10 protein-coding genes are annotated in these 13,699 nt (G+C 37.3%); 9 read left to right on the top strand and 1 reads right to left on the bottom strand.

Annotated features, from left to right (window positions below; translation table 11 throughout):
- The first annotated feature begins 109 nt into the window (after positions 1-109).
- The 9 genes from APB85_RS16415 to APB85_RS16455 all read left to right on the top strand — a co-directional run bounded on the left by APB85_RS16415 (position 110) and on the right by APB85_RS16455 (position 11,813).
- Positions 110-1,891: an AMP-dependent synthetase/ligase gene (locus APB85_RS16415; RefSeq protein WP_057480758.1), complete on the top strand. Its 1,782-nt coding sequence runs from the start codon at positions 110-112 to the stop codon at positions 1,889-1,891.
- A gap of 161 nt (positions 1,892-2,052) precedes the next feature.
- Positions 2,053-2,505, top strand: coding sequence for a MarR family winged helix-turn-helix transcriptional regulator (locus APB85_RS16420; RefSeq protein ID WP_057480757.1), 453 nt, complete (start codon positions 2,053-2,055; stop codon positions 2,503-2,505).
- Positions 2,506-2,587: 82 nt separating this feature from the next.
- Entirely contained in the window at positions 2,588-4,996 is a 2,409-nt protein-coding gene (locus APB85_RS16425) for a 3-hydroxyacyl-CoA dehydrogenase/enoyl-CoA hydratase family protein (protein WP_057480756.1), read from the top strand.
- Between the two features lie 47 nt (positions 4,997-5,043).
- On the top strand, positions 5,044-5,391 hold the full coding sequence (locus tag APB85_RS16430) for a four helix bundle protein (protein WP_057480755.1): 348 nt from the start codon (positions 5,044-5,046) through the stop codon (positions 5,389-5,391).
- 41 nt (positions 5,392-5,432) lie between these two features.
- The gene (locus APB85_RS16435; protein WP_057480754.1) at positions 5,433-6,623 is read left to right on the top strand and encodes an acetyl-CoA C-acyltransferase; all 1,191 of its coding nucleotides are present in this window, start codon (positions 5,433-5,435) and stop codon (positions 6,621-6,623) included.
- A gap of 24 nt (positions 6,624-6,647) precedes the next feature.
- On the top strand, positions 6,648-7,013 hold the full coding sequence (locus APB85_RS16440; RefSeq protein ID WP_057480753.1) for a four helix bundle protein: 366 nt from the start codon (positions 6,648-6,650) through the stop codon (positions 7,011-7,013).
- A 50-nt stretch (positions 7,014-7,063) separates the two neighbouring features.
- Positions 7,064-8,878 carry an acyl-CoA dehydrogenase family protein gene (locus APB85_RS16445; protein ID WP_057480752.1) on the top strand — a complete coding sequence of 605 codons (1,815 nt, stop codon included), beginning with the start codon at positions 7,064-7,066 and terminating at the stop codon, positions 8,876-8,878.
- Positions 8,879-8,992: 114 nt separating this feature from the next.
- Positions 8,993-10,765: a mechanosensitive ion channel family protein gene (locus tag APB85_RS16450; protein WP_057480751.1), complete on the top strand. Its 1,773-nt coding sequence runs from the start codon at positions 8,993-8,995 to the stop codon at positions 10,763-10,765.
- Between the two features lie 7 nt (positions 10,766-10,772).
- Positions 10,773-11,813, top strand: coding sequence for a mechanosensitive ion channel family protein (locus APB85_RS16455; protein WP_057480750.1), 1,041 nt, complete (start codon positions 10,773-10,775; stop codon positions 11,811-11,813).
- On the opposite strand, the gene APB85_RS16460 is transcribed toward APB85_RS16455, so the two are convergent.
- The gene (locus tag APB85_RS16460; RefSeq protein WP_057480749.1) at positions 11,810-13,609 is read right to left on the bottom strand and encodes a glycoside hydrolase family 15 protein; all 1,800 of its coding nucleotides are present in this window, start codon (positions 13,607-13,609) and stop codon (positions 11,810-11,812) included. The two genes, APB85_RS16455 and APB85_RS16460, sit on opposite strands and share 4 nt — an antisense overlap.
- Positions 13,610-13,699: the final 90 nt, after the last annotated feature.

Below are 13,699 nucleotides of genomic sequence, written 5' to 3' on the forward strand. Positions count from 1 at the left end.
TCAAATAATTTATATTCTTATTAATATATCTACGTTTATTTTAATATTTCAATTTGAAATAGGTTACAAATTTGCTATTTTGCAAAGCATATAATAATTCTACACCTAAATGGATAAACCAACAAGACTATTTGATTTCCCATACTTTCAGCTGGAAAAACACGCTTTAGAAAAAGCTTTAGTCACAAAATATGATGGTACCTGGAAGGCCATTTCTACCCAGGAGTATATAGACAGGGCAAATGCCGTAAGTCGGGGATTATTACGACTTGGCATAAAACCAAACGATAAAATCGCCATAATTTCTACCAGTAACCGAACTGAATGGAATATTATGGATATTGGGGTGTTACAAACCGGTGCGCAAACGGTACCAATTTATCCTACAATTTCTGAAGAAGATTACCAGTATGTACTGGATCACAGTGAAGCTGTATTCTGTTTTGTTTCAGATAAAGAAGTATTAGGAAAACTGAATTCCATAAAACAAGACACCAAACTAAAAGAGGTCTATACCTTTGATGAAATAGAAGGCACAAAAAATTGGAAAGAGGTTCTTGAACTTGGAGAAGACAAAAGCAACCAGGATGAAGTTGAGCAAATAAAGAAGGCTGTCAGGCCAGACGACCTTGCAACTTTGATCTACACTTCTGGAACTACCGGAAGACCAAAAGGTGTTATGCTTTCACATAATAACCTTGTAAGCAATGTATTAGACAGTGCCGAGCGAGTTCCGTTTGAAAGAGGAACTTATGTAGCGCTTAGTTTTTTGCCGGTTTGCCACGTATTTGAGCGCATGATACTTTATTTATATCAGTACTATTCGGTTTCTATTCATTTTGCTGAATCTATAGAAAAGATTAGTGATAATCTTAAAGAAGTAAAACCTCATGTTATCACGGCAGTACCAAGACTATTAGAAAAAGTTTACGATAAAATTATCGCTAAAGGTTCTACCGTTGGTGGAATTAAACAAAAGCTATTTTTCTGGGCTGTTGAGCTTGGTTTAGAATATGAACCATACGGCCAAAACGGATGGTGGTATGAAACCCGACTTAAACTGGCTAGAAAACTAATTTTCTCTAAGTGGAAAGAAGGTTTAGGTGGAAATATTGAATTAATCGTTTCTGGATCTGCCGCGCTTCAACCGCGTTTAGCCCGTGTTTTTGCCGCGGCCGATATTCCGGTAATGGAAGGTTATGGATTAACTGAAACCTCCCCGGTAATTGCGGTTAATGATCAAAGAAATAAAGGCTTTAGAATTGGAACGGTAGGAAGACCAATTAGAAACGTAGAAGTTAAAATTGCTGAAGACGGCGAAATTCTCGCAAAAGGACCAAATGTTATGCTTGGCTATTATAAGGAGCCAGAGAAAACAAAAGAAGTCCTAAATGGAGATCACTTTTTCCATACCGGCGATATTGGAGAATTAGATAAAGACGGATTTTTAAAGATCACCGATCGTAAAAAGGAAATGTTTAAAACTTCAGGTGGAAAATACGTAGCTCCTCAAATTATTGAAAACACGATGAAGCAATCACGCTTTATCGAACAAATTATGGTAATTGGAGATGGCGAAAAAATGCCTGCAGCTTTAATCCAACCAAACTTTGAATTTATCCAGGAATGGGCAAAACGTAAAAATCTAGATATCGGCGATGGTTCTGAAAAGGCTATTGCAGAAAACGACCAGGTTAAAGAACGTATTCAGGAAGAAGTAGATTTTTACAACGAGAAGTTTGGTAAGTGGGAACGTATAAAGGTTATAGAGCTTACCGGAGAAGTTTGGGGTATTGAGGAGGGCCACCTCACTCCTACTATGAAGCTAAAAAGGCGAAATATAAAAGATCGCTACAAAAAATTATACGAGAAAATCTACAGACCTATGTAATCTCAATAATTTAAAATTAAAGTTAAAACCCTTCATTATGAAGGGTTTTTTTATGCAATTCTTATAAATTAAGGGAATAAATATAAAGCCCTGATTATTTATTCTATTTTATTATGCGTGCATAATATATTTTTCTTAACTTTGAGAATCAACATTCAAGAATGAAGGAAAAAACAATTGATTATGTATTAAGGGCCACCTGGATGGCGGTCTCCAAAATGTATAATGAAGAAGCTGGTAAGGCTGGAAGCACCATGTCTACCGGTTTTGCGCTATTAAGTATAGATCCTGAAAATGGAACTCCTTCTACCTCCCTTGGCCCCAAAATGGGAATGGAAGCTACAAGCCTATCAAGAATCCTTAAAACGATGGAAGACAAAGGATTAATTCTTCGAAAGAAAAATCCGAAAGATGGCCGAAGCGTCCTTATTTACTTAACCGATTTTGGAAGAGAAATGCGTGAGTATTCTAAAAAAGTGGTTTTGCGCTTTGATGATGCTGTAAAGGAAAATGTTTCAGAAGAAGATCTAAAAACCTTTATAGAAGTGGCCAACACAATCCTGAATCTTATTTCAGAAAAGAAAATTTACAAAGAAGAGATTAAATTAAAATAATAAGTAATAGACCTTACTGATTTCCAAATCGGGAAAGTTTTATTTAGAATCGAAAACCTTATAGTAAAACCAGATAACAATTATGAAGAGAAGAATTAACAAAGTAGCAGTAATCGGCTCCGGAATTATGGGGAGCGGTATTGCCTGCCACTTCGCCAATATTGGCGTAGAGGTTCTCTTGCTGGATATTGTCCCGCGGGAACTCAACGAGAAAGAAAAGAAAAAAGGTCTCACTTTAGAAGACAAACAAGTAAGAGACCGCCTGGTAAACGAATCTTTGCAAGCTTCTTTAAAATCTAAGCCCTCTCCTATTTACCATAAAGATTTTGCCAATCGCATAGAAACCGGAAATATGGAAGATGATATTTCTAAAGTTTCTGAAGCCGATTGGATTATTGAAGTAGTAGTAGAACGCCTCGATATTAAGCAACAGGTGTTTGAAAAACTGGAAAAACATCGCAAAAAAGGAACACTTATAACTTCAAATACTTCGGGAATTCCTATTCAGCAAATGAATGAAGGACGAAGCGAAGATTTTCAGCAACATTTCTGCGGAACACACTTCTTTAACCCACCGCGTTACCTGAAATTATTTGAAATTATCCCGGGACCAGACACGAAACCGGAAGTTCTTGAGTTTCTTAACGAATATGGCGAAAAATACCTTGGTAAGAAATCGGTATTAGCGAAAGACACTCCGGCTTTTATTGGAAACAGAATTGGTATTTTCAGCATTATGAGCCTTTTCCATATGGTTAAAGATATGGATATGACCATTGAGGAAGTAGACAAACTTACCGGGCCGGTAATTGGTCGCCAGAAATCGGCGACTTTCCGTACTGTAGATGTCGTTGGTTTAGATACTTTGGTACACGTAGCCAACGGGCTTCATAAAGGTGTTCCAAACGATGAAACCAACGAACTTTTTGCACTACCAGATTTTATCCAGACGATGATGGATAACGAATGGTTGGGGAGCAAAACCAATAATACCGGATTTTACAAAAAAGTAAAGAAAGAAGATGGCTCCAGTGAGATCAAGTCTTTAGACTTAGATAAAATGGAATATCGGGATAGAAAAAGCGCGAAATTCGATGTGCTGGAACAAACTAAAACTATAGATAAACTTGAAGACCGTTACGAAGTTCTAGTAGGTGATAAAGGGAAAGCCGGTGAATTTTACCGTAAGAACTTTGCAGCTTTATTCGCTTATGTTTCTAATAGAATTCCAGAAATTTCAGACGAACTTTATAAAATCGATGATGGTGTAAAAGCCGGATTTGGTTGGGAGCACGGCCCATTTCAAATGTGGGATGCCCTTGGAGTAAAGAAAGGTGTTGAAATGATGAAAGCCGAAGGTAAAGAACCGGCGGCCTGGGTGAACGAGATGTTGGAAAATGGTAAAGATTCTTTTTACACAGTAAAAGAAGGCAACACCTATTATTACGATATTCAGAAAAAAGACTACACGAAAATTCCTGGTCAGGATGCGTTTATCATTTTAGATAATATTCGTGAATCAAAAGAAGTTTTCAGCAACAGCGGGGTTGTGGTTGAAGATCTTGGCGATGGAATATTGAATGTAGAATTCCGAAGTAAAATGAATGCCATTGGTGGTGATGTTCTAGACGGCATCAATAAAGCCATAGATATGGCTGAAAAAGATTACCAAGGATTAGTAATTGCGAATAACGGAAAGAACTTTTCTGTAGGTGCAAACATTGGGATGATCTTTATGATGGCCGTAGAGCAGGAATATGAAGAGCTTAATATGGCGATTAAATATTTCCAGGATACGATGATGCGCATGCGCTACTCTTCTATCCCAACTGTAGCTGCACCTCACTCGATGACTTTAGGTGGTGGATGTGAACTTTCACTTCACGCCGATAAAGTTGTGGCCGCAGCCGAAACTTATATGGGTCTTGTTGAATTTGGCGTTGGGGTAATTCCTGGCGGCGGTGGTTCTAAAGAAATGACCCTTCGCGCTGCTGATACTTTTGAAAAAGACGATGTAGAATTAAATAGATTAAGAGAGCATTTCTTAACTATTGGAATGGCAAAAGTATCTACCTCTGCACACGAAGCATTTGATTTAAATCTTCTTCAAAAAGGAAAAGATATCGTAGTGGTAAATCAGGAAAGACAACTCACTATCGCTAAGAAACACGCTTTATTGATGGCTGAGAATGGATATACCAAACCAATTGCTCGAAAAGATATTAAAGTTCTTGGAAAACAAGCTTTAGGAGCTTTCTTAGTAGGAACCGATCAAATGAATGCCGGTAAATATATTAGTGACCACGATAAAAAGATAGCTAATAAACTAGCCTATGTGATGGCCGGTGGTGATCTATCTGAACCACAAATGGTAAGCGAACAATACTTGTTAGATCTGGAAAGAGAAGCTTTCCTTTCCCTAACAGGAGAACGCAAAACCCTGGAAAGACTTCAGCATATGTTGAAGAAAGGGAAACCGCTTCGTAACTAAATAGTATAGTGTATAATGTAGATTGTATACTGTAATCCAAAGATGCTATGAATTATTTTAAAGAGTTAAAAGTTTGGCAAAAAGCTATCGATTTGGTCACTGAGATTTATACAAAAAGTCAGGAGTTTCCAAAAGAAGAGCTTTACGGATTGACTTCTCAGATTAGAAGATCTGCAGTTTCAATTCCTTCAAACATAGCAGAAGGTTGCGGCAGAAAAACTAATAAGGATTTTGTTAACTTCTTGGGAATATCTCTTGGATCGGCATTCGAATTAGAAACGCAGTTGATAATTGCAAAAAATTTAAATTTTATGAATTCAGATGATTTTAAAATTCTAGAAAATGAAATTCATCATATTCAGAATATGATTATCAAATTACAATCAACATTATAACTAGATAATTTCAATATACATTATACAAAATACAATATACAATGAATAAGACAGCATACATAGTAAAAGCATACAGAACGGCTGTGGGGAAAGCTCCCCGTGGTGTGTTCAGGTTTAAGCGTCCAGATGATCTGGCTGCCGAAACCATAGAATATATGATGAAGCAATTACCCGATTTTGATAAAACCAGGATCGATGATGTAATTGTAGGGAATGCGATGCCAGAAGCAGAGCAAGGCCTTAACGTGGGACGTTTAATCTCATTAATGAGTTTAGACACCGATAAGGTTCCCGGGATGACGGTTAACCGTTATTGCGCTTCAGGACTAGAAACCATTGCGATTGCTTCAGCAAAAATCCAAAGTGGAATGGCCGATTGCATTATTGCGGGTGGAGCAGAAAGTATGAGCTATATCCCAATGGGCGGTTACAAACCGGTTCCTAATTACAATGCAGCCAAAGAAGGCCATGAAGACTATTACTGGGGAATGGGTCTTACAGCAGAAGCCGTAGCTGAGAAGTACAAAGTTTCACGTGAAGATCAGGATGAATTTGCTTTCAATTCTCATCAAAAAGCTCTAAAAGCGCAAAAGGAAGACCGTTTTCAGGACCAGATCGCGCCAATAGATGTTGAAGAAACATTTGTGAATAAAGACGGTAAGAAACAAACTAAAACCTATACTGTGAACAAAGATGAAGGTCCACGTGCCGATACTTCTAAGGAAGTATTAGGAAAACTAAGACCTGTGTTTGCCGAAGGCGGGAGCGTAACTGCGGGGAACTCATCACAAATGAGTGATGGTGCTGCCTTTGTAATGGTGATGAGTGAAGAAATGGTAAAAGAATTTAATCTTGAACCAATCGCCAGAATGGTAAGCTACGCACCGGTAGGTATAGATCCTAAAATTATGGGTATAGGACCAGTTCACGCAATTCCAAAAGCTTTAAAACAAGCTGGGTTAAAGCAGGATGATATGCAACTTATAGAACTTAACGAAGCCTTTGCTTCACAATCTCTTGCGGTGATCAGAGAACTTGGCTTAAATCCCGAAACCTTAAATCCAAATGGAGGTGCTATTTCAATGGGGCACCCGCTGGGCTGTACTGGAGCAAAACTTTCGGTGCAAATCTTTGATGAAATGCGTAAACGCAATTTAAAAGATAAATACGCCATGGTAACCATGTGTGTAGGAACCGGACAAGGAGCTGCTGGGATCTATGAAGTATTTTAAATGTTGAATTTTAAATGAATTAAGTTGAAAAGTGAGAATATTATAGTAGACAAAACCTTTAAGTTTTCACTTGATATCATCTCACTTTTCAAAAAACTTCAACAGGAACGAGAGTTTATAATTTCAAAACAATTATTAAAATCTGCGACAAGTATTGGCGCTAATGTAGAAGAAGCAACTGCGGCACAATCAAAGCGAGATTTTGTAAGTAAAATGTCAATCGCTTCCAAGGAAGCCAGAGAGACAAAATACTGGCTAAGACTTTTAGAAGATTCAGAAATAACAAAAATTGAAGTTTCAAATCATTTAAATGAAATCACACATATAATAAACATCATAACTAAAATTATCATTACAGCTCAAAAAAACATTAATAACACTGAATTATAAAAGCTAGGTAAATCATTTAAATTTTATAATTCATAATTCAAAATAATAGAATGGAAACAACAGAAAATAAAAAAGAACTTCTACGCGGTGGGCAATTCCTTGTTAAGGAAATCAAAGCGGAAGATGTATTTACTCCTGAAGATTTTAATGAGGAGCAAAAAATGATGCGTGATTCGGTTAAAGAATTTGTAGATCGTGAAGTTTGGCCGAAGAAAGAAGAATTTGAAAAGAAAAACTACGCGCTTACCGAAGAGGTAATGACCAAAGCTGGAGAACTTGGTTTTCTTGGCGTAGCAGTTCCTGAAAAGTACGACGGACTTGGAATGGGGTTTGTGTCAACAATGTTGGTTTGTGATTATATCTCAGGAGCTTCTGGCTCTATTGCAACCGCTTTTGGTGCACATACTGGAATTGGAACATTACCAATCTTGCTTTATGGAAATGAAGAGCAACGTAAAAAGTATATTCCGAAGTTAGCAACAGGAGAATGGTTCGGCGCTTATTGCCTTACCGAACCGGGAGCCGGAAGTGATGCAAATTCAGGGAAAACAAAAGCTGAACTTACCGAAGACGGAAAAAGTTATAAAATAAACGGACAAAAGATGTGGATCTCCAATGCGGGATTTGCAAGTGTTTTTATCGTTTTTGCCCGTATCCAGGATGATAAAAATATCACCGGATTTATCGTGGAATACGATAAAGAGAATCCAAACGGGATTACTTTTGGTGAAGAAGAGAAAAAGCTGGGGATCCACGCTTCTTCTACCCGCCAGGTATTTTTTAATGATACTGTAGTTTCTACTGAAAATATGCTTTCAGAAAGAGGAAACGGATTTAAGATCGCTATGAATGCGCTAAACGTAGGCCGTATTAAACTGGCTGCAGCATCTTTAGAAGCACAACGTCGAGTAACCGATGTAGCGGTCAAATACGCGAATGACAGAGTTCAGTTTAAAACACCGATTGCAAAGTTTGGAGCTATAAAATCTAAACTTGCTGAGATGGCTACTTCAGCTTATGTTGGAGAAGCCGCTTGTTATCGAGCTGCAAAAAACATTGACGATCGAATTAATCTTCGTTTAGAGGCTGGAGAATCGCATTCTGATGCTGAATTAAAGACTTTTGAAGAATACGCGATAGAATGTTCTATTTTGAAAGTAGCTTGTTCTGAGGATGTTCAAAATTGTAGTGACGAAGGTATCCAGGTTTTAGGAGGAATGGGCTTCTCTGCCGATACTCCAATGGAATCTGCCTGGAGAGATGCCAGAATTGCCAGAATTTACGAAGGCACCAACGAGATTAACAGAATGTTAGCCGTTGGAATGCTTATTAAAAAAGCGATGAAAGGCCACGTAGATCTTTTAGGACCGGCACAAGCTGTTGGGGAAGAACTTACCGGAATTCCTTCTATGGACAAGCCAGATTTTAATGAATTGTTCGCTGAAGAAAAGGAAATGATCAAAAAACTGAAAAAGGTTTTCTTGATGGTAGCCGGTAGTGCAGTTCAAAAATTTGGTCAGGACCTGGAAGAGCACCAGCAATTGCTTCTTGCTGCTTCAGATATTCTTATCGAAGCTTATATGGCTGAATCTGGAATTTTAAGAGCTGAGAAGAATGTAAAACGTTTTGGTGAAGATGCTCAAAAAGAGCAAATCGCCATGGCGAAATTATATCTATACCACGCCGTAGATACCGTAAACCAGAAAGCCAAAGAGGGAATTGCTTCTTTTGCTGAGGGTGACGAGCAACGTATGATGTTAATGGGACTTAAGCGTTTTACCAAGTACGACAGAATGCCAAATGTGGTAGAGTTAAGAAACACTATTGCTGAAAAACTTACTTCAGAAAATAAATATTGTTTCTAAATTTCTGATAAATCTATTTTAAAAAAGGCCGTCAAATTTAGACGGTCTTTTTTTATTCCTTAATTTTAAAACTATTCCAATTAAAAATTTTAGAATAGACTTGAATAAATAGGTATGAACAACCAAATGAGATTGTTATTTTTAAGTTTCAGCATATTTTTGCTTCCACTTTCGGTTCTTGCATTTCAACAAGATTCTATAAGTACTGATAATACGCTTCCTTCTGAAGAGAAAATAGATGAACAAAACCAGTCTAACTATCTTCCAAATAGCTTAAAAGATTATAATGTAGCTTATTACCAGCTCACAAGGTTAAATAATCCTTTAGGCTTACCGCCTAATAAATTTAACTTACAAACACCACAGGCTACCCTGGAGCACTTCGTGATTAGTTGTAGGAATAAAAATTTTAAAGAAGCCGCCTATGCTTTAAACTTCAATTTGTTTCCTGATAATATTACTGAAGAAGAGGCGATTAATGTTGCGCAAAAATTATATTTTGTGATGGATCAACGGGTGGCGATTAATTGGGATGGGCTATCAGACCGTCCAGATGGCCAGGTAGATATAAGAACCACTACCAACCAGGCGGTAGCGGGAAAACCAAGAAGAAGTGTGGTTTTTGGTGAAGCTCAAATTGAAACCCGTGATATAATTTTTAGGTTACAAAGAGTAAAATACCAGGATTATGGAGCTTTTTGGTTAATTTCTGCAAATACCGTAGAGAATACAGAAGAGTTATATCAGGTTTATGGTCCAACATTCTTAGACCGGTATATGCCTACCTGGTCGCAGGCAAAAATAGGCACAGTTCCTTTATGGAAACCGGTTTTAACATTTTTGCTTCTAATAGTGTCTTACATTCTGGGAAAAGTAGTTATTCTATTAATTAGAAGAATTGCCCAATCATTTGATAGACCAATAATTATGGCTTTATCTAAAAAATTGGGTGTTCCGGCTGCCTTAGCTACTGGAGTGCTTTTTTTCTATATTAGTCTCAACGAACTTATCTCTTATTCCGGTGCTTACTCAAGTACCATCTATGCTATTTTACTGGCAATTGTAATTGCATCGGGCACCTGGTTTTTTATGCGCATCTTAGATTTTGCCATGCGTTATGTTGCCGAGCATAAAATTGGTGATGTTACTTCAGAAAACAGTCACGAATCTCGTCAACTTTTTACGTATTTATCGGTTGCCCGGAGAATTCTAACCTTTACCGTGGTGATTATTGGTACTTCTATTATCCTTTCTCAATTCAGGTCTATGGAAAAACTCGGGGTTTCCATGCTGGCTTCTGCAGGATTGGCTACAATAATCTTAGGTATTGCAGCGCAAAGTACTTTGGGAAATATTATTGCCGGAGTTCAAATTGCGCTTACAAAACCGGCAAGAATTGGTGATACTGTTCTTATTGAAGGTCGTTGGGGTTATGTTGAAGATATTCGCTTTACCTATATGATCGTAAGAACCTGGGATCTTAGGAGATTAATTGTTCCCTTAAAAACTGTAATTTCTGATACCTTCGAAAACCTCTCTATTACCAGCCCGCATTCTTTAAATGAAATTGAACTTTACGTAGATTACCGGGTAGATGTAGATAAACTTAGGGCCAAATTTAAAGAGCTGCTGGAAGCTTCAGAAGATTGGGACGAAGAACATCCGCCAATCATTCAGGTAACAGAAATGACCGAAAAATCTTTAAAAGTACGAGCTATTTGCAGCGCCAGTACAGCAGTTATTGCCTGGGATCTTCATTGTAGATTAAGAGAGCAAATGGTGGCTTATATAAAAGAATTAGAAGAAGGTATTTATTTTACGCGCTCCAGGGTAGAATTAAAGGAATCTCATTTTAATTCCAAAAAAATCAAAAAGTCGGATAAATAATTAATTTATGACCTCAGATCCTTTATTGTTCAGATATATTCTTGCTGGCGTAATTACACTTCTTATAAGCTTTTTTATAGCTTTTTATATCCTAAAAAAAATAGGCAAGGATCCAAAAAACATCTTGCCGGGGAACTTCGCACAAAGGGTTTGGATTCCACTTTTAATCTTTCTGGCTGCGCTAATTTTAAAAGTAGCGCTGCTAAGTAAGATCTTTATATATGAATATACTTATAACATTCTTCAACCCATTAGTACGCTAGGGCTAATCCTCAGCGCCACCTGGTTAATTATTATCACGCTTAAGATTTTAAAAAACCGAATGCTGAAAAAGTATGATGTAAATACTTCAGATAATTTAAAGGCCAGGAAAATCTATACTCAGTTCAATATCCTGGAAAATATTATCATTTTTATCATTATAATTCTTGCGATAGGCATTGCTTTAATGAGTTTTGAAAGTATACGTTCTGTAGGGGTTAGTGTGTTGACTTCAGCAGGGATTGCAGGAATTATTATAGGATTTTCGGCTCAAAAAGCTATTGGGACTTTACTTGCCGGAATTCAAATTGCCTTTACTCAACCTATAAGACTGCAAGATGCCGTTATTGTTGAAGGCGAATGGGGCTGGATCGAAGAAATTACGCTCACTTATGTGGTAATAAAAGTATGGGACAAAAGGAGACTCGTAGTGCCGTCTACTTATTTTATTGAAACTCCTTTTCAAAACTGGACTAAAAATTCTGCCGATCTTTTGGGAACGGTTTTTCTCTATACAGATTACACCGTGCCGGTAGATAAGATCAGGGAAGAACTGGACAGACTGCTTGAAATTACTCCACTTTGGGATAAACAGGCTAAAGTAGTACAGGTTACCGATGCAACTGATAGGTCTATGGAAATAAGGATTTTGGTGAGCGCCAAAGATTCCCCTACCGCTTTTGATCTACGCGTATTTATTAGGGAGAAACTCATAGATTTTCTCAAAGAGAATTATCCGGAGAGTCTCCCTAAAAGTCGCGTTACGATCAATGAATCGAAAACTTAGAATTCGCTAAGCCAGCTTTCTTCAGAAGATGTTCCTATACTAAAATTAGCAGCGGTTTCTATTAAGGCTAAATGCGAATATGCCTGCGGAAAATTACCCAGTAATCTCTTGGTTTCAAAGTCAATATCTTCACTAAACAATCCTAAATGATTGCTATAAGAAAGCAATTGATCGAACATTTTCCTGGCTTTCTTCTTCTCTCCTATTTTAAAAAGACTGTCTATTAACCAAAAAGTACAAATAGTAAAAGAAGATGTTGGTTCGCCAAAATCATCTTTATTCTTATAACGATACATTAGCCCGTCTTTGCACAATTCCCTTTCAGTTGCCTGAACGGTGCTCACAAACCTTGGGTCCTTAGCCTCAATAAATCCATATTGCTCCATCAGCAAAGTGGAAGCATCTAAATCTTTAGAACCGTATGATTGAGTATAGGCCTGTACTTCTTCATTCCAACCATTTTTATAAATGTCATTGTAAATTTCGGCACGTAAAGATTTCCAATGCGTATCGTTAATACCCATTCTTAAAACCTCTCCAATCTTAATTGCACGGTCTATGGCCACCCAGCATAATAGTTTTGAAAATACAAAGTGACGGTCTTCGGTACGTAATTCCCAAATTCCCTTATCAGGCTTTTGCCAGTTTTCTTCAACAATACTCACTATTCCGCGCACTACCGTCCAAAGTTCTTCAGAATTCTCTAAAGAGGTTTCAAATTGATTGAATTGCTGATAGATCACCTCCATCAAAATTCCGTAGATATCATTTTGCTTCTGAATATATGCAGCGTTCCCGGTTCTTACCGGATGCGAATCTTTGTAACCAGATAAATGATCTAAAATATGTTCGGTAAGTTCTTTTTCCCCATTAATACCGTACATAATCTGGATTTTTTCATCCTTGTCAGGTATAATATCTATAATAAACTGAAGAAAATCTTTAGCCGATTTTATATGGCCAAGGCCTGCCATTACTTTAATTACCATAGAGGCATCTCGAATCCAGCAGAAACGATAATCCCAGTTTCTTTCTTCTCCAATAGTTTCGGGCAACGAAGTGGTAGCTGCGGCTAAAACTGCCCCAGATTTTTTATAACTAAGGCACTTTAACACCAAAGCACTCCGCATTATTTCATTTTCATAATGGGTATAACGGGTAGTTTTCGCGCTCCAATTCATCCAATAGGTCTTGGTGCGCTGAAATTTTAAATAAGAACGATCTAAAGATTGCGTAATAAGCTTTTCGTGATAACCAACCAGGCAATAAGCGTTGCCGGTTAATTCGATTTCATTTTGCTCCAAAATATCGTTTAGGTCTAAACTGGAGTAAAAGAAAAGGGAATCGTATTTACCTTCTTTGGTATAGCTTTTAATATAATTTCCTTTATGATCGTTGTATGTTTTCTCACGAGAAAAATCTAAACGAGGATCGTATTTTATTTTGAATTTAGGCTTACCACTAATTAAACGGATAAATCTAACCACATCTGGTGGTGCGTAATAAGATCCGTCTTCTCGTGGATAACGTGGCATAAAGTCTATAACCTGAAAAGAATTTTCGCCGTCAGTAAATTCAGTATTCAAAATATTGGTTTCCCACAGATATTCCTGGGTAATTTTATAGGAATCGTCTACAATAAACTCAAAACTTCCGCCTTGTTTTTCATCCAGGAGCTTTGCAAAAACAGCTGATGAAGCAAAATTTGGCAAACAACACCAATCTAGTGAACCGGTTTTTGATATTAAAGCAGCACTCTTACAATTTCCTATGATTCCGTAATCTAAATTCTCCATATACTCTTAAAATTCTTTAAAAAGACTTGTAGTGTAAAATGATTTTCGGAAATTTAATAAAAATCAATTTCGCAACAACAGCATTCACAT

This window comes from Salegentibacter mishustinae (assembly GCF_002900095.1).
GTDB lineage: Bacteria > Bacteroidota > Bacteroidia > Flavobacteriales > Flavobacteriaceae > Salegentibacter > Salegentibacter mishustinae.

Excerpts from the sequence above, each read along its gene's own strand:
- APB85_RS16460 (WP_057480749.1), bottom strand. The coding sequence starts at position 13,609 with ATGGAGAATTTAGATTACGGAATCATAGGAAATTGTAAGAGTGCTGCT.
- APB85_RS16425 (WP_057480756.1), top strand. The coding sequence starts at position 2,588 with ATGAAGAGAAGAATTAACAAAGTAGCAGTAATCGGCTCCGGAATTATG.
- APB85_RS16430 (WP_057480755.1), top strand. The coding sequence starts at position 5,044 with ATGAATTATTTTAAAGAGTTAAAAGTTTGGCAAAAAGCTATCGATTTG.
- APB85_RS16450 (WP_057480751.1), top strand. The coding sequence starts at position 8,993 with ATGAACAACCAAATGAGATTGTTATTTTTAAGTTTCAGCATATTTTTG.
- APB85_RS16435 (WP_057480754.1), top strand. The coding sequence starts at position 5,433 with ATGAATAAGACAGCATACATAGTAAAAGCATACAGAACGGCTGTGGGG.
- APB85_RS16420 (WP_057480757.1), top strand. The coding sequence starts at position 2,053 with ATGAAGGAAAAAACAATTGATTATGTATTAAGGGCCACCTGGATGGCG.
- APB85_RS16415 (WP_057480758.1), top strand. The coding sequence starts at position 110 with ATGGATAAACCAACAAGACTATTTGATTTCCCATACTTTCAGCTGGAA.
- APB85_RS16455 (WP_057480750.1), top strand. The coding sequence starts at position 10,773 with ATGACCTCAGATCCTTTATTGTTCAGATATATTCTTGCTGGCGTAATT.
- APB85_RS16445 (WP_057480752.1), top strand. The coding sequence starts at position 7,064 with ATGGAAACAACAGAAAATAAAAAAGAACTTCTACGCGGTGGGCAATTC.